At 39.5% G+C, this 24434-nt stretch carries 23 protein-coding genes; 12 read left to right on the top strand and 11 right to left on the bottom strand.

The features are described 5' to 3' along the window. Positions 1–13 precede the first annotated feature (13 nt). Positions 14–328, bottom strand: a complete 315-nt coding sequence (locus VB836_RS24430; protein ID WP_323223367.1) for a hypothetical protein — start codon at positions 326–328, stop codon at positions 14–16. Between VB836_RS24430 and VB836_RS24425 the strand changes: the two genes are divergently transcribed. The 8 genes from VB836_RS24425 to VB836_RS24390 all read left to right on the top strand — a co-directional run bounded on the left by VB836_RS24425 (position 327) and on the right by VB836_RS24390 (position 6444). After that, entirely contained in the window at positions 327–1913 is a 1587-nt protein-coding gene (locus VB836_RS24425) for a hypothetical protein (protein ID WP_323223366.1), read from the top strand. The genes VB836_RS24430 and VB836_RS24425 overlap by 2 nt on opposite strands. Before the next feature lie 170 nt (positions 1914–2083). Next, positions 2084–2530, top strand: a complete 447-nt coding sequence (locus tag VB836_RS24420) for a hypothetical protein (protein ID WP_323223364.1) — start codon at positions 2084–2086, stop codon at positions 2528–2530. Beyond that, positions 2517–2849 (top strand): hypothetical protein, encoded by a 333-nt coding sequence (locus tag VB836_RS24415; RefSeq protein WP_323223362.1) that lies wholly within the window; start codon positions 2517–2519, stop codon positions 2847–2849. The genes VB836_RS24420 and VB836_RS24415 overlap by 14 nt, the downstream gene beginning before the upstream one ends. A 37-nt stretch (positions 2850–2886) precedes the next feature. After that, positions 2887–3264, top strand: a complete 378-nt coding sequence (locus VB836_RS24410) for a hypothetical protein (RefSeq protein WP_323223360.1) — start codon at positions 2887–2889, stop codon at positions 3262–3264. After that, positions 3264–3668 carry a hypothetical protein gene (locus VB836_RS24405; protein ID WP_046280866.1) on the top strand — a complete coding sequence of 135 codons (405 nt, stop codon included), beginning with the start codon at positions 3264–3266 and terminating at the stop codon, positions 3666–3668. Before VB836_RS24410 ends, VB836_RS24405 begins: the two co-directional genes overlap by 1 nt. A gap of 5 nt (positions 3669–3673) precedes the next feature. Beyond that, positions 3674–4447 carry a hypothetical protein gene (locus VB836_RS24400; protein ID WP_323223358.1) on the top strand — a complete coding sequence of 258 codons (774 nt, stop codon included), beginning with the start codon at positions 3674–3676 and terminating at the stop codon, positions 4445–4447. Position 4448: 1 nt separating this feature from the next. After that, complete coding sequence (locus VB836_RS24395) at positions 4449–5642, top strand: hypothetical protein (RefSeq protein ID WP_323223356.1); 1194 nt, start codon at positions 4449–4451, stop codon at positions 5640–5642. A gap of 541 nt (positions 5643–6183) precedes the next feature. Beyond that, a complete protein-coding gene (locus tag VB836_RS24390; RefSeq protein WP_323223354.1) occupies positions 6184–6444 on the top strand; it encodes a hypothetical protein in 261 nt (86 codons plus the stop codon). Positions 6445–6680: 236 nt separating this feature from the next. On the opposite strand, the gene VB836_RS24385 is transcribed toward VB836_RS24390, so the two are convergent. Both VB836_RS24385 and psb35 read right to left on the bottom strand, forming a co-directional pair. Then, a complete protein-coding gene (locus tag VB836_RS24385; protein ID WP_407659749.1) occupies positions 6681–7109 on the bottom strand; it encodes a hypothetical protein in 429 nt (142 codons plus the stop codon). A gap of 1222 nt (positions 7110–8331) precedes the next feature. Further along, entirely contained in the window at positions 8332–8565 is a 234-nt protein-coding gene (psb35, locus tag VB836_RS24380; protein ID WP_407659748.1) for a photosystem II assembly protein Psb35, read from the bottom strand. 148 nt (positions 8566–8713) lie between these two features. On the opposite strand from psb35, the gene VB836_RS24375 reads away from it, so the two are divergent. Further along, positions 8714–8917, top strand: a complete 204-nt coding sequence (locus tag VB836_RS24375) for a DUF751 family protein (RefSeq protein WP_046278634.1) — start codon at positions 8714–8716, stop codon at positions 8915–8917. A 343-nt stretch (positions 8918–9260) separates the two neighbouring features. Here the strand turns inward: VB836_RS24375 and VB836_RS24370 are convergent, their stop codons facing one another. After that, positions 9261–10178, bottom strand: a complete 918-nt coding sequence (locus VB836_RS24370) for a histone deacetylase family protein (RefSeq protein WP_323223352.1) — start codon at positions 10176–10178, stop codon at positions 9261–9263. A 53-nt stretch (positions 10179–10231) separates the two neighbouring features. Here VB836_RS24370 and VB836_RS24365 point away from each other — a divergent pair, with 53 nt between their 5' ends. Then, entirely contained in the window at positions 10232–10738 is a 507-nt protein-coding gene (locus VB836_RS24365; RefSeq protein ID WP_046278632.1) for a hypothetical protein, read from the top strand. A gap of 14 nt (positions 10739–10752) precedes the next feature. Here VB836_RS24365 and VB836_RS24360 read toward each other — a convergent pair whose 3' ends face one another. After that, entirely contained in the window at positions 10753–11232 is a 480-nt protein-coding gene (locus VB836_RS24360) for an MEKHLA domain-containing protein (RefSeq protein ID WP_046278631.1), read from the bottom strand. Positions 11233–11459: 227 nt separating this feature from the next. Here VB836_RS24360 and VB836_RS24355 point away from each other — a divergent pair, with 227 nt between their 5' ends. Then, entirely contained in the window at positions 11460–11951 is a 492-nt protein-coding gene (locus VB836_RS24355; protein ID WP_323223350.1) for a pentapeptide repeat-containing protein, read from the top strand. 3 nt (positions 11952–11954) lie between these two features. Here the strand turns inward: VB836_RS24355 and VB836_RS30410 are convergent, their stop codons facing one another. From VB836_RS30410 to VB836_RS24345, 3 genes are all read right to left on the bottom strand, one after another. After that, entirely contained in the window at positions 11955–12011 is a 57-nt protein-coding gene (locus VB836_RS30410; protein ID WP_082172210.1) for a helix-turn-helix domain-containing protein, read from the bottom strand. Positions 12012–12014: 3 nt separating this feature from the next. Then, positions 12015–12638 carry an IS607 family transposase gene (locus VB836_RS24350; RefSeq protein WP_046278629.1) on the bottom strand — a complete coding sequence of 208 codons (624 nt, stop codon included), beginning with the start codon at positions 12636–12638 and terminating at the stop codon, positions 12015–12017. A 289-nt stretch (positions 12639–12927) separates the two neighbouring features. Next, positions 12928–15009: an elongation factor G gene (locus VB836_RS24345; RefSeq protein WP_323223348.1), complete on the bottom strand. Its 2082-nt coding sequence runs from the start codon at positions 15007–15009 to the stop codon at positions 12928–12930. Between the two features lie 608 nt (positions 15010–15617). Here VB836_RS24345 and VB836_RS24340 point away from each other — a divergent pair. After that, the gene (locus VB836_RS24340) at positions 15618–15947 is read left to right on the top strand and encodes a four-helix bundle copper-binding protein (protein WP_046278066.1); all 330 of its coding nucleotides are present in this window, start codon (positions 15618–15620) and stop codon (positions 15945–15947) included. 38 nt (positions 15948–15985) lie between these two features. On the opposite strand, the gene VB836_RS24335 is transcribed toward VB836_RS24340, so the two are convergent. The 3 genes from VB836_RS24335 to VB836_RS24325 all read right to left on the bottom strand — a co-directional run bounded on the left by VB836_RS24335 (position 15986) and on the right by VB836_RS24325 (position 24299). Continuing rightward, positions 15986–18103: a diguanylate cyclase domain-containing protein gene (locus tag VB836_RS24335; RefSeq protein WP_323223345.1), complete on the bottom strand. Its 2118-nt coding sequence runs from the start codon at positions 18101–18103 to the stop codon at positions 15986–15988. Between the two features lie 14 nt (positions 18104–18117). Next, on the bottom strand, positions 18118–23205 hold the full coding sequence (locus VB836_RS24330) for a PAS domain S-box protein (protein ID WP_323223342.1): 5088 nt from the start codon (positions 23203–23205) through the stop codon (positions 18118–18120). Positions 23206–23486: 281 nt separating this feature from the next. After that, on the bottom strand, positions 23487–24299 hold the full coding sequence (locus VB836_RS24325; RefSeq protein WP_323223340.1) for an FkbM family methyltransferase: 813 nt from the start codon (positions 24297–24299) through the stop codon (positions 23487–23489). Positions 24300–24434 lie beyond the last annotated feature (135 nt).

The following is a 24434-nucleotide window of genomic DNA, read 5'->3' as shown; positions in this document are numbered from 1 at the left end:
ACGCAAATTTAGTTTAGTGTCTCTGGAATGTTGGGGGCTTATACCCCTTGTCTTCTAAAAAATCTTCGATACCATTTACTCGAACACTTGTTTGCCAGATTTGGGCTTGAAGGTTTCCTTCTACCGTTTCTGATGACCGGGTTATTTCTCCTCTCATTATTTGACCAATAGAGTTGATATCATTTTTGTTTTTACTAATTCTCTGATTTAACTCGCCATACATTGAAGCAATTTTCCAAGTTAGTCTTAATACTGCAAAAAGATTGACAAAAATTGTAATGCTTATTGATATAATTGCTATCAACACTTCTGTTTTTATATTTATCATGGCTACTGATATTGTTGCAAAAACTGTAATTAAATTATCGCATTTAAACTCCAGAAAAATCAGCAAGATTGTCTCTCCACAAGGTAAAAAAATCCAGTTATCTAGTGGCGGAGATAATTGGTTCAGCAATTTACTAGGTAAAGCTAAAAATTTAATTGGTTTTTTAACTTCTAAAATTATTGGTTTTTTAAGAAAAATTAATTTTAAAAAGATATGGCAGTGGATAACTCAAGCTTTTCAAACAATATGGAACTTTAATTGGCAAGCTACTGATAAAGAATTGAATGAGAGAATTAAGCAAACTTGGTTAGCTGTAGAAACTAGAATGTATGGCGTACTGGGGAAAGCTCTAGGGTGGTTGGTTTGTGGTGCAGCACCAGGGTTAGTAACGGCTACATTTAACCTACCATTAGCTACTTTGCTTCTTAACAAGGTTGGCGATGAATTTGTTAACGAAATGTTAATAGATTTGCAGGGATTTTTTTTAATGGTAGCTCAGTCAACAATGCAATGGTTATTGTTGAAAGGTTATATGATGATTAGACGGATTATCAAAGGCTCAGTAGGAACTATGAACAAAGTATGGCAAACAATTTTAGGAGTATCAGCATCCACTATTAAAGAGTGGGGAGAGAAAGAAGGAGAGAACTGGACGTTTTCCAAAGCCGCACAAGAGAAAAGGGAGAAGCTAGGGGAGAGGATGGAAAATAACTTAGAAGAGTTCACCGAAGAGTTTTCAGATGCGTGTATAGAAGCTGGCTTTGTAGTAGCAGAAGGATTAGATGAATGGTTCGGACTTGACGGTATGACAAAAGGTGTTTTTGACTTGTTTGGGGAACACCGAGAAATTAAATTCACTCCCAACAAAGATGTACCATCAGAATCATTTTTAATAGCAGGCAATGAAGAGTTTGTTAAAAATCAGGTTAGTAGCATTTTACATACAACTCAATTAATTGATAATAGAGAGATTGGCTTAAACTTACCATCAACAGGTGATTGGGACGTGATACCAGTAACAGAAAATAACGGTATTGAGGTAATGTTTGAATTTTTCAATTATGAAGAACCCCCGTACTGGACTAAGGAGAGAAGAAAAACCGTAGTTCGCTCACGTTTAGTTGTTCCTAACGTCAATCCATTAAAGCTAACCTGGACAAACATTAAACAAACCTTTGGTACTAACAACGTATTTAACAAAGGAAATACTAGATGTGAAGCGCATTTAAGCAATGGTAGAAAACTTGTAGTTTATGCCTCTACAGATACCGAGGGTGAAAAAATGCTAGAAAATTTAGCATCATTCACTGATGCCAAGCTTGTTTACCCTATTGATGTCAGAACTCACAAGGGTACTAGCAAGCGCACGGGTTACAACTTGCAAATTACCCCTAAACCTCAGTATCTTTCAGCTATGACAATAACTAACTGGTTTACTTTGTCTAAGTTTGAGAGACAAAAGGACGTTGCTCTAGAACTAGGCAAACAACGTAAAAATCAAGCGGTCAAGTTAAAAATGCACTATAAAACTGAGCCATCGTTTTTCAACAAGACAGTGCTAGAGGCGACTAAGAAGACGTTGTAACTGAATTGAATCAATTAATTGAATCAATTAGAGAAAACACATACTCCCCTGATAGAGATTATCAACAATATTGTTGTGTTGTCAACAATATTAAAAAATGTAAATTTAGCTTGACGCAAAGGAGTGGTAAGTGAACTATCGCTATCTTTTCACTTACCACTCCTTTGCGTATGACCAACAACAATAGTGAGAAAAAATTACCTCATTTACAGGTAAGGCTAGCAATGAATACACCTGTTGAAAATCCAATGAATTTTTTAAACTGGATTTCTGAGATTGTTAATTCAAGAGATGAGTTTAAGGAGTATCAAGAGGAGTTTGCTGTAGAAACTGCTGTTCAAGGATTCATTAATGAGTTTAATACTTGGCTTGACTCAAATTATGTTGATGTTATTTGTCAGCAACACAAGATAAATGATATCAATGCAATTGACTTAAATAACAACTACTTTCAACGTTATTGTGAGTTAATTTATCTAGACGCAACTCATTTCATTAAACCCATTCGCTATTTGTTTGTGTCTGAAATTGAGTTGTTAGAGACAAGATTAATGATTGCAGACATTCAGTATCAACGAAAAAAAGAGCTAGAGAGGTTAAATAATGATGAATTCTAATGACAACAACGAGATGAAGGTTTTCCATTGGTCCGAAATCAGAATAGTTAACCGAAGCATTGATAAACGAATGTTGCTGAAAGATGGATTTGTTGACGAAATAAAATGTCAATTAGTCAATGAATCACCGAGATTAGTACCCTCACAAGTAAGGTTAGTGAAATTTGACAGAGAGTTTATCTCGTTTCAACTAGCCAAAGTGTTAAAGCCGATAGTCAATGCCAATGAAAAATTGTTGAGAGAATTAATTGATGAAGCGTTGTTTCAATTAAACAATAAAACCAATGAGAATGATTCAAGCAAGAAGGGAGACTTATAAAGGAATAGTTTTTGATTCTCAGTTTGAGTTGGAAACAATGAAAACCCTAGAAAAATACTTTCCTTTGCCGTCAATCAAGGTACATCAACCCATTGAAGTTAGACCCAAGTCTAACTGGTTTCCTTCTCAAGATTGGAAGGTTGATTTTACAGTTTGCCAAGACAAAAAACCCGTTCTTTATGTTGAGTCTAAAGGCTTTATTCAAGCTGAGTTTAAGGAGAAGATGAAAAACTTAGCCTATCTTAAGCCAGAAATCTTTGAAAAATTAGTGATTGTTTGTCCTGTGATCACAACAGTTGCTAGAGGTTTTGTGACTTACGACTTAAGAACATTCAACAGGTATCTCACGCAATGCAACTTAGATGGGTTAGTTAATGATTGCAAAAAATCCAATATTAATGGAGAGGTTGAATAATGTTTCTTAATTTTTTAGTGCCTGATTTCATTCGTCCCTGTAATCAATTCTTGATTTTTGAAGGAAAAATCAAAATCATTAATCGACTTGATACCCCAAGTTACATGATAAACTTTGAAAACCTGAAAATCAAGAATGACGACAATTCATTTGGTAATGAATTCAACAATTATTCAGCCTTTTTGTTGATAGACAAAACGGAAGGCAAGGAGGATCTGTTTTTGAAGGCTATCATTGAACTATTTGATGACGTTAAACCTCGCAGCAAGTACAGGGGTTATCTAGATTTAAGTAGCTCTGGACTAAGTAAAATTCAAACTTATTCCATAGCCTATTCAGAGACGTTAAAGTCACAACTGAAAGAGTTGTTTTTTGAACTTGTAGAAATCACAACTGAGAAATAATCACAATGTTTAAAGTATCTGAGAAAAAAGATGTAGGGATGGTTCTCACTCCTGACTGGACTAAGACATCATCAAAAAGATTGACTTTCAAAGGATTTAAGTCCTGGTCAGATGAACAGCATTACTATGTAGCACTGTTTAACTGCAAGGCTACTGAATGCAAACAGTGGAAAAATGACGATAACGGTAGAGGCGATTGGATTAATATCAACGAACTGCCTAGCCCTGTATTGCTGCGATTCCTAAAAACTGAACAAACCTATAAAGGAAAAGATGGTAAGCCCGACAATACTATCAAGCCTTCTGAATGGGACTTGTTCTTCATTGACAGATTTGATGAGTTGGCTAGCGAGTTTCCTGATGGATTAGTCGAGGGGACTTTAGACTGCACAGAAAATAACTTAGGCTTTGCTAATCGATGGAAAATAGAAACAAACGAGGACAAGAAGGCAATCTTGAAAGAAGCTTTCTTAGATGTTAAGCCTATTACTGAATCGGTAGACGGGTTAAGTGACTACAGCTTTGACAAACTAGCTAATACTAGCTTTAAGAAAAGCGGTAGTAGTTACACGCCGAAGGAAACAACTGAACAAGTTCTTAACGCTCGAATGTCATTTATTGCTAAACATTTTAGTACAGCAATAGATGGTACTGAGGGTGAAACGTTGCCGTTGCATTATTACTTTTTGGCGATGTACAAACTCCCTAGTGAAGAGTTTGAAATCAACCAAAAATACTTAGAAGTTTTGATAAAAATAGCAACAGGAGGAATTCAATAAAATGTCTGAAAAGTTCCTAGACTATTCACAGTTTAGGGACTCTTTTCTCATTGATTGGAGAGAAGTGGTTCCTAACGATTCTGATAGCTTATGGGACAACTTGTCCCTGTTGTTTGATGCTTGTTTTTTGTTGCCACATAATGAATTGCAGAGAGATTTGATTCTAGCAACAATATTAACCCCATCTGCTATTGCAACTAATTTGCCCATAACTTTTTTGTGGGGTGAAAGTGGTTCAGGTAAATCTAAAGTAGGCTCACTTGCGAGTAAATTATACGGGGTGCAACCTCTACTAGAAAACTCAACTACTGCATCAATTAGAAACACATTGAATGATAGAAAATACCTTGTACACCCTGATATGCCAGAGGAAAGGCTAGAGCGTAATACAATTCTATGTTGGGATGATATTAGACCCGTAAGAATTTCTCCGAATTCTCCTGATAGTATTTTTGGTATTTTGAAATCAGGATGCAATAGGGCGACTAGCAAAACTAGAATCGCTTTACCGGGTGCTAAAATCCAAGAATTCTGTACATTCGGCACAAAAATAATTTCCTCTATTCATACCCACTGGTCTATTCCGGGATGTGAAGAGTTAAAGCGTAGAGCAATGATTTTTCACTTTAAGAAAAACGAAACAGACAGAGAGTATGTTGACCCAGATTTACTAGACGTAACTGAGTTAGAGATAGATTTAAAATTATTTTATCGTACTGATATCTGTTTAGAATATCAAGCGATAAAACGAGGGATTAACAAACACAAAACATCTAGCAAGCATCGAGAATTTAAAACAATGATTCTTGACGTGCTTACAACTTTAGCCTTGCACAAGCAATTAAAAGTCAACGAAGTGATTGACGAATACTTGATACCCTATCAAGAGTTAGTCAGGTTGCCACTCTTAGAAAAATCAATAACTATTGAGATACTCTCTCAGTTTGTTGAGGAAAAAACCTTGGCAACTTTGACTCAAAACAAGTTGTTTTTAGAGGATGGTATGGAACAATTTATAGAGACTGAGTTAAGAATAACCTCACAAGAAGCGTTAGATTTTCTCAAGAAACGAATACTAGATGGCAGTTTAGATTTGCCTAGGCTAGATAACCTCACTATTCACCAATTGATGATCAATCAAGGCTTTAAGCCGCAATCGACTAAACAAGGCTTGATTTGGGTTAAGCCACTATAAAATTATCAAAAAAATGACAATACCTATCTACTGTTCACCCTCGATTTGGTGCGGTTTTCCACGCTTCAAAAGACCAGTGAAGATTCATTTACCGGTTTCCAGGTTCAATACATACATTCTGAATGATTACAATCCTTGCGAAAGGTGTTATTACAGTACAGGGATAGAGCTGTTACCCTGTACTGCTAATCCACTAAATTACGGAGAAAAATGCAGCGACTACAGGCTTGATAAACGGAAGTAGTTCTCTAGAGGGATTGATTTAATCAATTAATTTAATTAATTAAATTAATCCCTTATCCTTGTGTTTTAGGGGGGGCTAACCCTGACAGGTTAGGGGGTGTCAGTTGCGATCGCCAAACCTTCTCTGAATCATCACCAACAATCCGAAGGCGGCGTAACTTAAATCTTTCAACATGGCCAATGATATTTTAGTCTAGTCTATCTGCTAGTAGGGTGTATACACCTGTTAACAGATAGTGTTGACACTGTAGACACCTACTGTATACACTGTAGACAGGTAGTGTAGACAGGTGTAGACATGGCAAGTGAACTGATTAGCTTTAGACTCTCAAATAGTGAACTGGAGTGGCTTAGAGGGCAGTGTGAACCGGGTGAAAGTCTCAACCTTGCAGCCAAGAGACTGTTACTGTCCATCAGTCAAGGTGTAGACACCCTTGTTAACAGAACTGTAGACACTGTAGACACCCCTGATATAAGAGAGGAATTAGAACAGCTACAAACAAGACTGGATGAACGCTTTGAGGAGTTAGAGCAACGCCTGGGAAAGCTGAACGCCTGAGTGAAGAGGTAGAAACACTCAGGCAAATTGTTGATGTTAGTACAGTCATCATAGAGAGTAGTGTAGACAGGTGTAGACAGGTAGGTGTAGACAGTGTAGGCAGTGGTGTAGACAGGTGTATACAGCTAGAAAATTGGTTGGCCAACACAGTCCCAAAACTAAAAAGGGAGAGGGGTTACACGTCCAACTCGGCAGGGAAGTTGATCAGGTCTATTGAGCAGTTGCGATCGCAATTATTAATAGAACAAGCGCCCCCAACCTCTGTTTATTCCATCTGCTAACCATCGGGTATCAAGGGACTGTTTAGGGATTAAGCAGCTCGCTCCATTGTCGTCATCGTAAGCAAACGGGTTTCCCCAAGGGTCATGGCAGATATAACAGTCCTCATTCTCTTTCCCAATAATTACCAACATATGACCGCCATAAGGAGTTAAGTAATGCCCTCTATGCAAAACTCCAATAACTATGGGCATTTTACGACTAAACAGAGACTCGTCTAAGTCTTCGTAAGACAAATCATATCGAAACTCGGTTCTAAAGTCTCTAGCGCTCAACAAACGAGTATGAGCCTCATGGTTCGTTGTATCTCCATAACCTTCTAGCAGAATCGAATAAACGTTGTCGCTACCTCCAAAAATACCAGGTTTAATGTATTCGGCTACCATACAGCAACTACTTTTGTTGCAGCTTCTATGTGGCTCAGATACATTATCTCGCTGCGAATAATACGGAACGTTTAACATTAAAAGGCTCATAAGTCAATTTATTATAAACAATACCTATAAATACTATAAATAACATAAATAAAAATAATAATATAAGCAATATAAATACAAATAGTATACAAGTACGGTATATTGACTCAAAAATCAAGCTTGAAACCTATACTGTGAAAGAATTCTAGTCATTTCGTAAATAGGCTAATTTTAATCAATCAAGTCGAGCTAGAATACGTCCCAAAATGAACCTATACAGGGCAAGGGTTACAGCCTGCCAACAAACCTTTATTTAGCGTTGATTGCTGAGTCAACAGACATAACTGATGAAGTAGACTACTGGACAAGGTAGGGAGAGATAAGGTTTTTCCCTATTGAATCAATTCATTGAATCAATGGGAGAAAAACTATTAGTCAATGAGTAACTTGAAGTCAACTTGACAAGTTTTCGTTGGGGCCTAGTTGAAGGTCGTCAATTTAGACACAAGCTCTATTCTTGATTTTGAAGCTTAGGTGGATAGAAGACTTTGTATCCTTGATGGGTGATTGCTATGGGTTTATGTGAATGTTAGTTGTGACACTTAGCTCTGATGTCTCAAACTGAGAATCAAACAGACGTTGCTGCTCAAAATGTGAGAGAGATACAACTTTCCCCTTCACCTTGCCTGATATCTGACAGACACTACCCTCAAACGAACGATGTCAAGGTTGCGTAGCACCGTAGGCTTGACCTTGACAGAGTGAGTGAGGGTAGTAGGCTGAAGAGTTCAGGTAAGGTAGATGGGTTAAATGTTTGATTTGACAGGATTGCAGTATTGTGTTAGTTGACTAAAAAATCCTATCAATTGCTTGATGGACAGTTACTCATTTATTCAGTTAGACTTAACTCAATTGAGTAAAAAGTGAGTAAATCAGTTAATAAGCTAAGTAAGTTTGTTGATTGAAAGTGTTGTAGGATAAGGGTTTTACGAGACTAAATAAACACGCTCCCTGATCATTACTATAAACTGTTCACTGTAAAAACCCGGTTCCTGAACACTGTTGAGGGCGGGTTTATATAAGTTATCAGTCAGTGACATCAATAACTGCGGAACCCGCCCCTACGGTCACTGGTCACTGGTCACTGTAAACTGTAAAAGCTGGTCACTGGTCACTGTCTACTGTTCACTGTCTACTGACCGGGTTTATCTTTATCGGCATCAACTTTCGGAACCCAACCGGGAGCATCTGCATCTTCCCAACCTGCCGGACGCTTAGAATTATACCAGGCTATCGAACCAATAATCGTGGCTGCCAGGAATCCCGCAGCGAGAATTCCCCATAAAGCCCATTGTACATAGTTTTGATAAGCTACGTTTGTCGTGACTTCCATTAAAATACTCATACTGGCATCAACTTTGATCAATATTGCTAGCCTACCTAGATTACCACTTTCGTCTAACCGACTCAAATCCGGGGTAGGGGATCACATTGTCGGTTTTAATTGTATTGTTAAAACGGCAGACAACTCCTACCCCTAAAATATAAGATAACTTAATTAATCAAGCCGACCCATGAAAGAGTTTTTCGAGAACGTCTCCCGCTACCCCCGCTACTTTATCACCTTTACCCTGGGGATATTTTTCTTTCTGTTTGACAAGTTGAAGCCATACTTGGATAAACCCCTGACGGCGATCGCCCTTGTGGGTTTAATGGGAGGAATTTTTGCCTTTACGTTTTTTACTCTACGAGCTATGTTGGGATTAAGTCCAGTTTAGTTGGTGGCAACTGGCAATTTGCTAGAGATTGGGAGTCGGAATCATGGTCAAATAAACGCCGACTCCTAATTTCTTTCTTTTTGAACAATTGTGATTCAACAGCCCGAAAAAAGACGGAACGACTCGCTTTTTAACGTTTTACACCCTGATTCTTACGAAAGCTACTATTTTAGACTTCTGAGCCTGGAGAAAGGCTAATCCCTCTCAGTCTAAACTCTACACCCTGATCTGCCCCTGTTCAACCGAGAAGGGGTGAATCGTCGTTATTGATCAACCTTGTCTATCAAATTGTAAAACGCCGTCGCATTCTTGTCGAGACTCTAAGTTAACAATTGCTGATTGTTTAGAGTTGAAATTGGCGATAGACTTGAGCGGCGGCTCGATATAAAATTGAATGACGATAGACTAAAGCACTCATGTCATCACAGTAGCCTCCCCCAATAATTCCCGCTACTGGATAGCCCAAACCCACACAAGTGCTAAGAACTTGCATTTCTCGTCGCCACAGTCCTGTATTGCTTAAAGCGAGTTTTCCTAAGCGATCTTCGGCATGAGTATCTACACCAGCATCATAAAACACGAGATCCGGTTGAACCTCTGATAAAATATCCTCTAAATACTTCCCCAAGGTTTGCAAATAGGCTTCATCTTCCATCCCCACCGGAAGCGGTACATCTAAGTCACTTTTTTGTTTACGGGCAGGAAAATTGGCCTGACAGTGCATCGAAAAGGTAAAAACACTCGGATCATCTTGAAAGATAAAAGCCGTCGCATCCCCTTGATGAACATCTAAATCTACAATTAAAATTTTTTTCGCTAGTCCTAATTTTTGCATCGTGCGAGCTGCGATCGCGATATCATTGAAAATGCAGAATCCGGTTCCTAAGTTGGGGAAGGCGTGATGAGTGCCTCCGGCGGTATTGCAAGCCAGTCCATGAGAAAGAGCGAGTTTAGCCGTTAAAACCGTCCCAGCGACTGCAATACAAGTCCGGTTTGCTAAAGCGGGACTCCAGGGTAAACCGATGCGACGTTGGGCTTTTGGATCAAGGGTTCCCTGACAATAGGCTTGTACATAATCGCGATCATGGACTAATTCTATCCATTCTGGGGGCGGAAGTTCGGGGATGTGAACTTGAGAGGGTTCAATCACTTCGTCAGCCAGTAACATTTGATAGAGTAACCTAAATTTTGACATCGGGAAACGATGACCCGGTGGTAAAGCGGCGACATAATCGGAATGATAGACAATCGGTAAATCCATAATTGCGGTTAAAGGCTAGAGTAGAAATAGGTTACTGGGTTTGGAAAGTTATTATGACATCAACTATTATTTGGCAGCAGGGCAGCAGCAACCCGGAAAATGCTACTCACTTAGAAACCATTCGTCAGTGGTGGGCTGATCTTGCAGGACAGGAGATTAATTGGCAGCAGCGTTTAATTCCAGAAAATGGAGATTTAAGCCAGATTAATTGGGAGTCTCAAAAGTTCGATGAAGTGTTTATGATTGTTAATCCTCAATTGCGAGGAATTACGCTGTATTGGTATAAGCCGAAAAATGATCAAGAACGCAGTATTACAGCCAGTAAGTTGGAGTTAGATCCACTCTACAAACAATTATACATTTATTCTCAATCTCAAGCCAATATTGTGATTCGGGTAGAAACGCCTAAAGTGAAATATCAGAACATTGAGGTGAAAAATCCAGAGATTGCGGTGGGAAAAAATGGTACAATTCTCTTGAGAGATACTCAACAGTTGTTAGAGATTAAAATTAGTCTCACTCCCGAAAAGTTAGAACAGTTGAAAGCCAAGTTAATGTAATTAGTCCGAACAATTCACAAAAATTGCCAGTGATCAAAAGTAGCGGCTTGACCCCAATATTGATAATTTTCATCGCTCAGATTCCAAATCGTTCCATTAGAAATAAAAAACTTTTTTCCAGTTTTCGACTGACGAATTCCGCTATAATTGTTCGTGTAGCCTTGGGTTTTAACTTGTTCAAGCATTTGCTGACGTTTGGTTACTTCTTCACTGTTGATCGCCGTTTTATACGACGGGGTTTGAGTCAATTCTTCCCAACTCATTTCCCACAATTCTAAAGCGGTGCGATTACCATAGTTAAAAATGGGATTTTCTTCTGTTCCATGAGAAACTAACACAAAAGGAGCGTTAAATAAGGCTTGAGCGATGTCTTCTGGGGTGCCATTGACATCAATTAACGTTTGACCTGTCCAATGTCTAAAACTGTTTAACAAACGTTGGCTATGAATAATAATATTGTCTTGTTTCCAGGGAGAATCGTTAAAAGAAGTCATAGTTCTTCAACGGACAAAATGAGCTAAAAACTGAAGAGTAATCATAAAAATAACCCAATCAATTTTATCACTTTTTCACGAAATCGGATCATCTATTTTTTTGAGTTGAGAAGAGTCCCGAAACCGATACAATGTGAAGGAATACCAGGTTATAACAGAATAGATCATCAGTCAGTCATTTTTAATTTTATATGACAAACGAGGAAAAAAATCCCACCAACAGCCCCATGAATGCAAAGGAACTGATCGAACGTTATGCCGCCGGAAAACGAGGTTTTGTGGGAGTAGAACTTCCGGGGGCAGAATTACAGGATGCTATTTTAACCAGTATATTATTATGGCAGGCAAATTTGCAAGGGGCAAACCTGACTCGAGCTAATCTTAAAGATGCTCATTTATTTGCTAACTTAAGTAATTCTAACTTATCTCAGATAGATCTCACCGGTGCCAAACTCATTTATGCCGATTTAAAAGCCGCTAACTTAACGCAAGCTAAACTGTTTAAAACCAATCTCAAAGGGGCTGATCTACGCGGTGCAAACTTAAATGAAGCCAAACTGATTTATACCGATTTAAGTGAAGCAGACTTGCGAGGGGCTAGCTTCAAAGGAACAATGTTGTATAAAGTGAATTTGCTGAAAACTAACTTAAAAGAAACTGATTTAAGTGAAGCTTTATTATTAGGAACTGAACTTTGGCCAGCCATTACTTCTTCTTAAGAATCAATCTTCTGCTAATGCCCAGTTCCAAACCCACCTAGAATATCCCGCGTGTCCCAGCCCTTAAGGTTCTTTGACGGTTGTTAAGTTTGAGTTTTGTTTGAAAGGCTCGTTGCATAGTTCAGGGTCATTCTTGATTTGAGTTTGATATTTTCTCAATCCATACAATCGACTAGAAAAACAGTGCAGTATTGCTAGAATGTCTTCGACCATTTCTTCTTGGGGGGAAAGTTCTTTTTCGTTGAGAACAATCAACTCACAGTTGTTCTGTTCACACAACCAGTTGAACAAATCGAACCCAAATCTAGCAAGTCTATCTTTATGAGCAACAACTACTCGATTCACTTCACCTTTCATTATTTGAGTTAGAAGTTCCAGTAATTTTTTGCGCTTAAAGTTCAACCCTCCACCAATTTCTTTAATGGTTTTTGCTTCTGGGTACAAAGCTTGCAATGCAGCAACTTGACGGTTTAAGTCGGGTTTTTGAGCATGGCTTGATACTCGACAATACAGCACGGTTTGTTTCGTGGGCAAGAAGCTTTGAGTATAGGATTCAACGTCATATCTACGTTGGCCTGATGGGGTTTTTATCGCTTGGATAATGCCTTTATTTTCCCATCTGGCTAACGTTCTGACGTTAACCCCCAGATACTCCGCAGCTTCTCTTGGTTTCAAATACTTTGTCACCTAGAACACGGTTTACAACATACTTATAGTATCGTTTTGTACCGTAAATTGTCAAGTTAGTTACTGCTCTCTAAAATCGGCATCAAAAAGTTTGACAATTTGGGGTATTTTCAGTAGAATGGAAGAGGAAGCTTATATGGGGTTTCTTGAATACATACTTGATTTTTTATTCAATACCCGCTCCAAAAACCAGACCTGACACCGGGGCGGGTATATGTAAATTGTTGGTCAGATCGAGGGATTTTTGCCTCACCCGCCCCTACAGGCAAAAACTGTAAAATAGAGTTATTTAACCTTTGCCATTGCCGTTGCCATTGCCATTTTCAGAATTTCCATAAGTCGCGAGAACCTTTTCAGCTAACTTTTCTGGAACTTCTTGGAGATGATCATATTTCCAGTGAAAATAACCGACTCCCATTGTCAGCGATCGCAATTCTACAATCAAATCTTGCATCTCGGAGATCGCCAAATAGGCGGTAATTTTATCCCAACCCTTCCAACCGGTGATCACCTCATAATTTAACACCTGTCCGCGTCGTCCGGTAATTAACTGGAACATCTGGGAGGTAAACTCATTCGGTGCCGAAATTTCCACTAAAGCGATCGGTTCAAGTAAAATCGGATCACAGTTCATCATCCCCGTCTGCATCGCCAACCGTGCAGCCTGTTTAAAGGCCTGTTCTGAACTATCGACTGCATGATAAGATCCATTTGTGAGTGTTACCGCCACATCAACGACGGGGAACCCTAACGGCCCTTGTTGCAGGTATTCCCGCACACCTGTTTCCACACCGGGAATATACTGTTTGGGAACCACACCGCCGACAACGGTTTCGTTGAAGTTGAACCCTTCACCCCGTCCTAACGGTTGGATATCGAGATACACATCACCAAACTGTCCGTGTCCGCCGCTTTGGTGTTTGTAGCGTCCGTGAGAATGAGTGGTTTTGCGAATGGTTTCTTTGTAGGGAACACGGGGTAAATGGGTTGTCATCGCTAGATTATACTTGCGACGCAGCCGATCTAACGTCACTTGGATGTGAATTTCCCCTTGACCCCACAAGATGACTTCGTGAGTATCGCCGTGTTGCTCCCAAGCTAACGCCGGATCTTCTTCCAACATTTTACTTAAAGCACCCGTCAGCTTCACTTCATCTTTACGCTGCTGTGGAGCGATCGCTAAGGCAAAAACAGGCGGTAAAACTTCAGCTTTTGGTAAGGCTTTCACCTGTTGGGGTTCCGTTGAGAGGGTGTCTCCGGTTTGAATAGTATCCATCCGCGCTAACGCCACAATTTCGCCTGTTTTCGCTAACTGGGTGCTTTCAGTTTGTTGACCCATCAAACGGTACATACCCGCCGCCCGCACGCCGTTGAGAACAATGCCTTCGGTGAGTTCACCTTGCCATACCCGCACTAAGGAGAGTTTACCACCTTGAGGGGTATAATAGGTTTTCAACACTTGAGCAATCGGCAGATCCGCCTTGGGTTTGAGTCCGCGACGATGGGCGGTAACAAACGGTTCAGGGGCTTCTCGTACTAACGCATCTAACAAACTCCGCACACCATACTCCGCCTCAGCCGCACCGATAAACACAGGAACAATTAAATCAGCTCCCAGTTCCATTTTCAAGTCTTTGACAATTTCTTCTTGGGGCGGTTCAATGTCTTCTAAGAGTTCTTCTAAGAGATGATCATCAAAGTTGGCTAACTCCTCTAACATCTCTTGACGGGCGAGGTGTTCAGCTTCAGAGAGTTCATCGGGGAGTGCAACCGGATCAGAAGGCGCACCCGGATGATAATGATAGGCCTGTTCGGTAACAAGATCAATAAAGCCCACCAATTCTTGACCTTGGGCGATGGGGTATTGATGGGGAACAATGGGGCGAGAAGAAACGCTTTTTAGGGCGGCGAGAAGTGCGCTGTAGTTGCTGTTGCAGCTTTCTTCATCAGTAAACGCCCGATCCATTTTATTGATGAAAACCAGATGGGGAATTTCCCAGTCATCGAGGAATTTGAACAGGGGCGAAAGCGTTAAAATACGGTTGGTATCGGGTTCACAAACGATCACCGCTAACCCTGCCCCAACCAGGGCGTTATAGGTTTCTTGGGCAAATTCCACTGAACCTGGACAGTCGAGGAATGTAAAACGAATGCCGCCATACTGGGTACTAGCGGCATTGACTTCAACAGTCATATTGCGATCTTGGGCCTCGGGCGCTGTATCTCCAACCCGGTTATTATCTTTTGCGGTGCCTTTACGGGTGGTGACGCCTGTAACGTAGAGGATGCTTTCAAGCAGTGCGGTTTTACCACTAAGATAGGGGCCAACAATAGCGACATTACGGTTGTCTGAAGGGATATTTGTTGTCATCGTCTTGTCTCCTGTACTCGTCAAATGAATGAAAATGTGAGAATTACAAACAGAACTGTGGACGAAAGATTAAAAATTTAAGGATGTTTTCAGGTTTTTACTCGGGCTGAATTTGTAGAAAGAACAACATTTTGACCCTTGGATAAACGTTGAGTTTGGTCAATTCTTCTTTCGGTTGATCTCGAACTTACGGATAAGAATCGACTAAAAGGCTATCCAATCGAAGATGTTGGTGATTTTTAGCGATCGCTTCTATCTCGGCAATGTTCTATCCTCAATGCGTCTGAGATCGAGGTTCGCTACTTCTATAATTTATAGTCTTTTGGTCGCGAGTTAACCACTGCTTAACTAAAAAATACAATATTTCTTTTCTGCAAGTTTTGTAACTGAATATTGCAAAATTTAGGGTGTTGAAGGCAATGGGGAGGTGGGGAGATGGTGACTGCTGACTGGTAGGGGCAATTGATCTTACAAGACAGACATCAATACGCAGGCACCTCCCGACAAGGCTGGTGACTGTTTATGTCTTTAGGAAGATGAGTAAAATTTTATCACTTTGGTAACTTGGGCTTAGTAAGAGCAAAAAATTTTTGATGGAGATTGAAAGAATGACTCAAAATATAAATCAATCAAGCCTAGAAATTGCTGTTCAATGTGCCTTAGAATGTGAACATTGCGCCGATCAATGTATTGGAAGTATGCCTGAATGCGCTCGTTTGTGTCGCGACTGTTCGCAAATTTGCTGGACGATAGCAGGTTTTATGGGTCGAGGTTCTAAGTTTATTGCTCAACTGTGTCGAACTTGTGCAGAAATTTGTGAAGCTTGTGCTAAAGAATGTTCCAAACATGATAATTCCCATTGTCAAAGCTGTGCAGAAATTTGTCAAAAAGCCGTAGAAGAATACCGCAAAATTGCAACGGTTGGTGCTGCGGTTTAATATTTCAGTGTAATCTAAAGAAGGGAAGGGGCCTTCTATCAAGAATAGACAACATACTGATTACGTCCCTGTTGTTTGGCAGTGTAGAGTAGTTTGTCCGCTTGAGCAATTAACACATCAGGTTGAGCTTGATAATCGGGAATTGTGCTGCTAATTCCCATGCTGATGGTCACAATATTACTCACTTCAGACTTTTGATGAAAAATAGCAAGATCATGAATGCTCTGCTGAATCTGTTGAGCAACAATAATCGCCCCTTCTCGGTTCGTCATGGGTAAAACAATCACAAATTCTTCACCGCCATAACGGGCGACTAAATCGGCTGGACGTTTTATAGTTCTTTTAATCGCTTGAGCAATTGAAATTAAACATTGATCACCTGCTTGATGCCCATAGTAATCATTATAAGCTTTGAAGTGATCGATGTCTAATAAAATTAGCGATAAAGGTAGTTGTTCCCGTGCTAAACGCAGCCATTCTTTCAGGAGATAATCATCAAAATAACGACGGTTCGCAATTTGAGTTAAGCCATCTGTATGGGCTAACAGTTCTAAGGTTTTATTAGCCTCTTGTAACTCTTTTTCAGCTCGAATGCGATCACGAAGTGCAGCTTGCTGTTCGCTAATATCCCGAATCATCATCAACACTTCATCATCATTGAGTTTAACAATCCGAATTTCTTCATAGCACAGTTCTCCATTGACTTTGATCACTTGTTCATAAATTTGCCGTTCACCTGTTTTTAACGCTTGGCGAACAGACTGCATTTGTTGATGAGCCAGAGGACAAGGTAAGGTTTTGTAGATCGATTTCCACATCTGGTATGGCACTGAACGATGTTCTCGGATGTTTTCACTAAAACTAATACTAATACAGATTCCGTATCGATCCAGACGGATCAACAAATCAGGAATTGCTTTTAAAATTGCTCGTTGAGTAGCTGCACTTTGACAGAGGGCTTCTTCAATTCGTTTGCGATCGCTAATATTAACAATCTGAACAATCAGATAATGAGGGGATTTTTGAGTATCATACATCAGTGAAATATTCATCACGCCCCAAATCAGTTCTCCCGTTTTGGTAACAAATCGCTTCTCAATCTGATAGCCGGGAATTTCTCGGGCAAACATTTGCCTTGTCAACTGATGATCGATGCCTTGATCATCAGGATGAATCAAATCAGCGAGTTGGAGTGATAGTAGTTCAGTCTGAGAATATCCCAACATTTTAGCCAGGGCAATGTTTACATCGAGCAATTGCCCAAATAAAGAGACTAAACACATTCCGGCGGTGATCGTATCAAATGCGCCTCTAAATTTCTGTTCGTTGCGGCGCAAATCATCAGAAATTTGTTGACGAATCAGTTCATTATTTTTGCGATCGCTGATATCTTGATGAAAGCCGATCATCCGCAGAGGAGTAGCATCTTCAGTCCAAATGGCTTGTCCCCGTGCCAAAATCCATTTATAACTATTATCTTTGCAGCGTAAACGATATTCAATTTGATAATCAGGAGTTTGGTGTTTAAAATAATGCTCAAGAGTCATTAAAACCTGATCTTTATCATCAGGATGAAGAAGATATTTAAAACTTTCAAAGCGATTTTCTATCTCCTCATCGGTATAACCCAGCATTTGTTTGAGCTGGGTTGACATGAACACATCGCCTGTTTGTACATTCCAGTCAAAAATACCGTCTCCTGTTCCTTGAAGTAATAATTGCCAACGTTCTTCTTGCTGTCGTAATTGTCGGTTTTGGGCTTCGAGTTGTTGCAGGAGTCGTTGATGAGCCAGATGAAGCTTTATTCTCGCTAAAACTTCCTCTGATTCATAGGGTTTAGTAATATAGTCTGCACCCCCAACTTCAAAGGCTTTAACTTTATCTAATACTCTATCAAGCGCACTCAAAAAAATAATCGGAATGTGAAAAGTGTTCTCGTCTAATTTGAGCTGCTGACAAACGGTGTATCCATCGAGATCAGGAAGTTTGATATCCAGCATAATCAAATCAGGCGGATGCGCTAAAGCCGATTGAATAGCGAGCTTTCCTGTGGGTGCGATGCGGGTACGGTATCCTGTTGTTGACAAGATGTTTATTAATAAGTTTAAGTCAGCCGGACTATCATCTACAATCAGAATATCATGAATTGGAGACATAATACTTCTATTTCTTAACGAACTGAACGAATTAAATCTAGTATCCGGCTGTACTCAAACCGATCAGCCCATAAGGTTAGAGTCTCAGCTAGATGATTATTGGGGTTATTTAGTGACTGGATTGTTTGCTGAATAATCTGGGGATCGCCGAGTATTAGGGCGTCCTCAAGTTTTTTCAGGAGGTGATCAGGTAAATTGGCAACAGTTTGCCAACCATCTGTGTTGACAGCTATTTCACATTGTTCTGAGATACTTTCAGCATAGCTGTATTGCACCCCTAAATGCTGCTGTAGGGCTGTAAAGATTTCTAACTCTTCAAAGGGTTTATGGATAAAGTGATTAAAGCCGAGGGTTTGGTGATCTTCTGGCAATTGATTGGCAGAGATTGCAATAATTATAACTGAATTTGTTACATTTTGAAACTGTTCTTGCTGGCGAATTTGTCTTGTTGCTTGATAACCATCTAATACAGGCATTCGTAAGTCCATCCAGATTAAATCAGGCTGCCATTGTTGCCAAAGGGTAATCGCTTCAGCCCCGTTTTCGGCTTCTTGTACAGCAAACCCTAGAGGGGTGAGGAGTTGAACTAATAATCGACGGTTAGCCGAATTATCATCAACAACTAACAGGCGGTAAGCAGGTTGTTCGGGTGCTAAACCGATAATTTTATCGATTTTCAAAGGCGATGTTTTTGAAGGTAATTTAAGGGTTTTAGCAGCAATATTAAATCTAAATATACTCCCGACATTCTGTTGACTGTCTAGGCTTATCTTACCCCCCATTAACTGCACAAATTCTCGACAGATAGTTAAACCCAGTCCAGTTCCATGTTGAATTTTTCGTCCGGCTTCTGTTTGATTAAATGCTTCAAATAGATGAGTTTGTTCTTCGGGTGCAATGCCAGCCCCTGTATCTTCTACTTCAAAATTTAACATCACAGGATCAGAACTTTCGGATGCTACAAAAACTCGCAGAGTAATAGATCCTTGTTTTGTAAATTTTACAGCATTACTCAACAGATTAATTAAAACTTGACGGAGTTTCATTTCATCGGTACAAATGTAGCTTGGAACATCAGAAGCTTTCTGTATATTGAGATTCAGTCCTTGACTTTCAGTCTTGAGAGAGAACATATTATAAATATCATCAAGCAGAGCATCGAAATGAAAATCTGTTAGGTCGAGAGTTGTTCGGTTTGCCTCGATTTTCGCTAAATCTAGAACTTGATTAATCAGGTTCAAGAGATGCTCTCCACTGCGATAAATTATATCAGCGTTCTTGCGTTGATAGGATGAGAGTTTGGAGTCATTTTTCAAGATTCGAGCAAAGCCTAAAATCGCATTAAGTGGCGATCGCAATTCGTGACTCATATTGGCAATAAATGTCCCTTTGGCTTGGCTAGCGGCTTCGGCGGCTTCTTTGGCTTTTTGTAGTTGTAGTTCAATCTGTTTGCGATCGCTAATATCGATAATTAAGCTATAATATCCTTGAACTCCAAAAGATTCATCAAAATTCGGAATCAGCATCACTGAAAGATAGTGCTCTCCTAAATCAGCTAAATTCTGAAATTGCACTTCATAACTGACGGATTCTCCCATTAAAGCTTGCTCAATAGATCCACGAATTAGATGATAATTGATGTCTCCAATGACTTCACGGGTCGTTTTACCACAAATTTCTTCCCGATTTAATCCAAACTGTTCTTCGTATTTTTTATTAACAAACTGATAGCGTTCCTCAGAATCAGCATAGGAAATAAACACAGGTAAAGCATCCGCTAATAACCGCAATTGTTTTTCACTTTGACGGAGAGCTTGTTCAGCAAGCTTGCGATCGCTAATATCTGTGACTCGCACCAAGTGAAAGAGTTGACCATCAATATAAATTTTTCGAGCCGCTAAATTCCCCCAAAAAGAACGTCCTTGTTTAGTTAAATATTCAATTTCTAAATCCCAAAAACCTTTTTGATCAACAGCCTCCCGACTGTTTTGAACTTCTTGGGGAGTAAATTGCCGTTTTTGTAAGATATGACCTTCAATCCCAATTAATTCTTCTCTATTTTTGGCTTCAAACAGTTCAACTGCACGACGGTTACAGTCAATTGTCAAGAGACTCTCAGAATCAACTAAAAAGAGTGCATCCGCAGATTCATGGAAAATCGCATCTCGTAAATCCCGACTTTTACGCAGTTCAATTTCTGCTTGTTTGCGCTCGCTAATATCGGTCGCAATCGCCCAAATTTCTCTGAGTCTACCGCCTTCATCTATCACGGGAAAGAGAATAGATTCAAAGGTTTTGAGGTCGCCATTAATTAACAGTTCGTCTTCTACTGTCACGGGTTGACCGATCTCAATAAGTTGGTTTATCCGAGTTCTAAAGATGTTAATAACCTCTTCCGTAAAGAAATCCGCAAACCTTTTGCCGACGATTTGTTCTTCAGATAAATTAAACAGGTTAGCAAAGGCTCGATTCACCCGCAGATAACGCTCCTCAACATCAAATAAATGGATCGCCGCAGGTGCATTATCCAAAAAAGCTTGTAGTTGTTGGTTCGTTTTTTGTAGGGCGATTTCAGCTTGTTTGCGATCATCAATATCACGACCAACAGACTGTAATTCCACCAGATTTCCTTGTGTGTCATAAATCGCTTGGTTTGTCCATTGCGTCCAACGCACAGTGCCATTGACAATCACTCGATTTTCAATTTTTATAACGGGTTGTTGAGGAGAAAGGCAAGCAAGACAGCCATCAATAATCGGTTGGTCTTCTGGATAAATAATGGGTTGATAACTATGTCCAAGCAGATCCTCCTTAGAAACACCGAAATAGCGGCAATAGGCATCATTAACAAAACTCAGAGTGCCATCCGGTTGAAATCGGGTGATGAATTCAGTTTGATACTCTAAAATCGACAAATAGCGGGCTTCTGATTGATATAGTAATTCTTCTGCTTGTTTGCGATCGCTAATATTTGAACATGAACCAAGCATACGATAGGGTTCACCATTTTTATTTCTTAAAGCTTGGGCTTTGCAGAGAAACCAGCCATAACTACCATCGGATCGTTGAACTCGCAACTCTATAATATAAGGATGATTATTCTCTAAATGATTTGTTAGAATTTGCTGGAAGTGATGACGATCATCGGGATGAATGAGATTCTGAAATAGAGTCGCTGGAGCAAGTTCAATCTCTGTAACGGCAAAGCCTAGAAGTTTATAAAATTGAGGAGATAACCAAGCCGTATTATTAATAATATCCCAATCCAAAATTCCATCGAGTGTAGCATCAATCACAAGCTGTAATCGTTCTTCACTTATTTGTAAAGCTAATGTTCGTTCGGTGATTTCCTGTTCGAGTTGTTGTTGATAATTAAGGCGAAGTTTATCATTTTTCCGACGTTCGGTGATGTCTTGAAATGCTATTATAGAATAACGCACAATTCGGAATTCATCGAATACGGGAATTGATGTTACTTCTAGAGGAATACGACGATTATTGACTTCTATCTCTAGATCATCAACGTGAACAGTATTCCCTTTTAAAGCTCGAATTTCGGGTAATTTTTCCGGGGGATAAAGCTGATTTGTACCCGCAACATAAACCTGATAAACTTCTGAAAGCCGTTCGGCTGGAATCGTTTTAATTCCTTGTCCTAAAATCTGTTCACCAACTTGGTTGATCAGAATATGTTGTCCCGTTTTATCAAATACACTAATGCCAATCGGAACACTATCAAGTAAAGTAGAAAATCGCTGTTCACTTAATTTTAAGGCTTGAAATGATACCCTCAGTTTATCAGCCATCTGTTCAAAAGCATGACTGAGTTGATTCACTTCTTTAATCCTCGTCTTTTCAAGAGACAGACTGAGATGGTTTTGAGCTAATTCTTGAGCGGCTTTATTTAATTTATTGATGGGTTTAATTATTATTTTAGTGGTTAATTGGGCTATCAAAATTGAAAGCGCAAAAGCGGCTACACACAACAACACTGTTCGATGAACATTATTCTTAATTCTTCCCATAAAGTCGGATACGGGAATCGTCACGACAATGAACCAATTAGAGTTAGAATCTAATGAATAGGGTATAACTCGGATATAATAATCTTGATTCTGGTGTTTGAGTCGTAAGTCTACAGCTTGATGAATGGCATCTAAACTGCTAAATTGACTGAACAGAAATTTCCCGACTGCTTGCGTGACTGGATTTTGACTATCTTCTAGAGAAACTCTCAAGTTTTGAGGATCAAAAGTCTCTAGTTTAGGAGAAGAATAAGGTTGATGAAAGGGCAATTCATCGGTTGAAGTTGCAATAAAAAATCCCTGATCATCGACAATAAATGTTTGTCCGGTTTTGCCGATCTTTAATTGACGCAGAAACTCACCCATTTTATCTAAAAAAACCGTTGCACCCAGAACCCCTTGAAGATTACCTTGTGAATCATAGAAGGGTAAAGATCGAACCATAACTAAAATTAATTCTTCTTTTTTAACACCTGAAACAACCATTCGCCAAGTGCCATTTTTTGCAGATTTGGCGATTGCATACCAAGGCTGAGTGGGTGGATCATTATGAGGATCATAATTGGGAATAGTATCCCGTAAATAGAGGCGGTTTCCTTGCTGATCAGCAACATAATTTTCCAGATCACCTGTGCGGGGATTCCACTCGCGAATCACCAATCGAATCACCAAAGATTCAGATTGAGGTTTAGCAATAACAAGAAAGTCTTTTTCTTCAGTCGCAATATAGACTGAACTGACCTGCTCAAACGTGTTAATTTGTTCGACAAAGTAATCTTCCAATTGCGATTTATTCTGCCAGTCTAACAGACCTAAACCGATTAATTTAGCATTAATTTCGGTAATCTCATCAGATATATGGAGATAATTGTTGAGACTTTGAGTAATCTTATCACCGATTTCCAGCATCAATTGGTTTGTTAGTTCTTCTACAGCATTCTGTCCACTACGGTAGGATAAATAACCAACAATTCCTACTGCACCGATAATTTGGAGTACAACAGGTACAATTAATAAAGTGCGAAGCGGAATCACACTGACTTTTGTTAACCACTGGCTGAAGCGTTTGATCACCATACAGCAAAGCATTTCTCAACAGAGGAGTACCTCTCCCTATCCTATCCTGATAATTTTTGGAGAGAGTTAGGAAAAACTAACATTTTCCACCAATCTCAACAAAACCTGAGAAACCGGGTTTCGATAACGAAAAATATTGCCTATAAGCTAAAGGCAGTTGTCAGAAACCCGGTTTCATATCCGGGTGCAAATTTTATAGACTCTGTATTGATCAGAAGGTTCTAGTCAGGCTTTCAGAGGGTTAATTCAATTCATCTCTCGCCAACATGAGATTAATAGAATTAGAGAAATCTTTCAACGAACCAACTGCTTAAACTACTCTCATAGGGTTGACAAATCTGAGTAACAGATGATTCTGAGTAGACACAGTTGTAAAAACTAATGATATTTCCATAGATGGCGTTGGAATAAAAGAGGGTGTTATCCTCTAGGGATAGGGATTGCAAATCAAATACTTTTGCTTTCGTATTAGACGCATAATCAATCATAATACTGAAGCTATAGCCCGATTTTTTTAAAGTTTTTAGACAACTCATTGTCGCCTCTAAAAACTTAGGAGACCAACCTTTTTCGCCACTTAAACGACTACCCCCGCCTCCATATTCAAACATAACAACCTTGGGCCGTTGATGTTCAGGTAAGTTCAAAAATTGTTTAATAATAACCGATTCCCAGCCTTCTACATCAATCTTAAAACAGGTAATTTTTTCAGCTTTGATTCTTTCCAAAAGTCCTAATAAATCAATAGTCGGAACTTCTCGCGCTGTTTTGGAAGAACCGAACCAGCTTGGAGAGAGTGAATTAAAATTTGAATTAATCAGCTTGGCAAATTGACCCATATACAGAGTTTGAGTCCCATTTTTATCGGACAAACAACTCTCAACTAAAGTAATATTATACTGTTGACAGAGTTTATACAGCTTGGCTACAGGCACTGGTTCAACCGCAACAGTAGCATAATTCAAACGGGCAAACAACTCACAGTAAAAAGCAAAAGTTCCCACTCCAATATCCAAACAAAATCCTTCTCGACTTGGATCTATTTCAGGTATAATATTCTTCAACAAAGCCTGACAACAAGGTTCAACACGCATTGAGTTTATTTGAAGGTTGATTGAGTTAATTCACCCGATTTTATATGAAATACTGAAAAAATGCTACAGATGATCAATCTTCCTTAAATATCTCCCTAAATTCCCCTAAATCCCCCAGCCCCGTGACCCCAGCCC

This window comes from Limnoraphis robusta BA-68 BA1 (assembly GCF_034932365.1).
GTDB lineage: Bacteria > Cyanobacteriota > Cyanobacteriia > Cyanobacteriales > Microcoleaceae > Capilliphycus > Capilliphycus robustus.
Note: the sequence above shows the minus strand (reverse complement) of the source record. Positions and strands in the feature narration are given on the sequence as shown.

Coding starts and splice junctions, on each gene's coding strand:
- VB836_RS24335 (WP_323223345.1), bottom strand. CDS start 18,103: ATGTCTCCAATTCATGATATTCTGATTGTAGATGATAGTCCGGCTGAC.
- VB836_RS24385 (WP_407659749.1), bottom strand. CDS start 7,109: ATGGTAGCCGAATACATTAAACCTGGTATTTTTGGAGGTAGCGACAAC.
- VB836_RS24410 (WP_323223360.1), top strand. CDS start 2,887: ATGAAAACCCTAGAAAAATACTTTCCTTTGCCGTCAATCAAGGTACAT.
- VB836_RS24390 (WP_323223354.1), top strand. CDS start 6,184: ATGGCAAGTGAACTGATTAGCTTTAGACTCTCAAATAGTGAACTGGAG.
- VB836_RS24425 (WP_323223366.1), top strand. CDS start 327: ATGGCTACTGATATTGTTGCAAAAACTGTAATTAAATTATCGCATTTA.
- VB836_RS24405 (WP_046280866.1), top strand. CDS start 3,264: ATGTTTCTTAATTTTTTAGTGCCTGATTTCATTCGTCCCTGTAATCAA.
- VB836_RS24330 (WP_323223342.1), bottom strand. CDS start 23,205: ATGGTGATCAAACGCTTCAGCCAGTGGTTAACAAAAGTCAGTGTGATT.
- VB836_RS24345 (WP_323223348.1), bottom strand. CDS start 15,009: ATGACAACAAATATCCCTTCAGACAACCGTAATGTCGCTATTGTTGGC.
- VB836_RS24340 (WP_046278066.1), top strand. CDS start 15,618: ATGACTCAAAATATAAATCAATCAAGCCTAGAAATTGCTGTTCAATGT.
- VB836_RS24365 (WP_046278632.1), top strand. CDS start 10,232: ATGACATCAACTATTATTTGGCAGCAGGGCAGCAGCAACCCGGAAAAT.
- VB836_RS24430 (WP_323223367.1), bottom strand. CDS start 328: ATGATAAATATAAAAACAGAAGTGTTGATAGCAATTATATCAATAAGC.
- VB836_RS24355 (WP_323223350.1), top strand. CDS start 11,460: ATGAATGCAAAGGAACTGATCGAACGTTATGCCGCCGGAAAACGAGGT.
- VB836_RS24415 (WP_323223362.1), top strand. CDS start 2,517: ATGATGAATTCTAATGACAACAACGAGATGAAGGTTTTCCATTGGTCC.
- VB836_RS24420 (WP_323223364.1), top strand. CDS start 2,084: ATGACCAACAACAATAGTGAGAAAAAATTACCTCATTTACAGGTAAGG.
- VB836_RS24325 (WP_323223340.1), bottom strand. CDS start 24,299: ATGCGTGTTGAACCTTGTTGTCAGGCTTTGTTGAAGAATATTATACCT.
- VB836_RS24400 (WP_323223358.1), top strand. CDS start 3,674: ATGTTTAAAGTATCTGAGAAAAAAGATGTAGGGATGGTTCTCACTCCT.
- VB836_RS24360 (WP_046278631.1), bottom strand. CDS start 11,232: ATGACTTCTTTTAACGATTCTCCCTGGAAACAAGACAATATTATTATT.
- VB836_RS24370 (WP_323223352.1), bottom strand. CDS start 10,178: ATGGATTTACCGATTGTCTATCATTCCGATTATGTCGCCGCTTTACCA.
- VB836_RS24375 (WP_046278634.1), top strand. CDS start 8,714: ATGAAAGAGTTTTTCGAGAACGTCTCCCGCTACCCCCGCTACTTTATC.
- VB836_RS24395 (WP_323223356.1), top strand. CDS start 4,449: ATGTCTGAAAAGTTCCTAGACTATTCACAGTTTAGGGACTCTTTTCTC.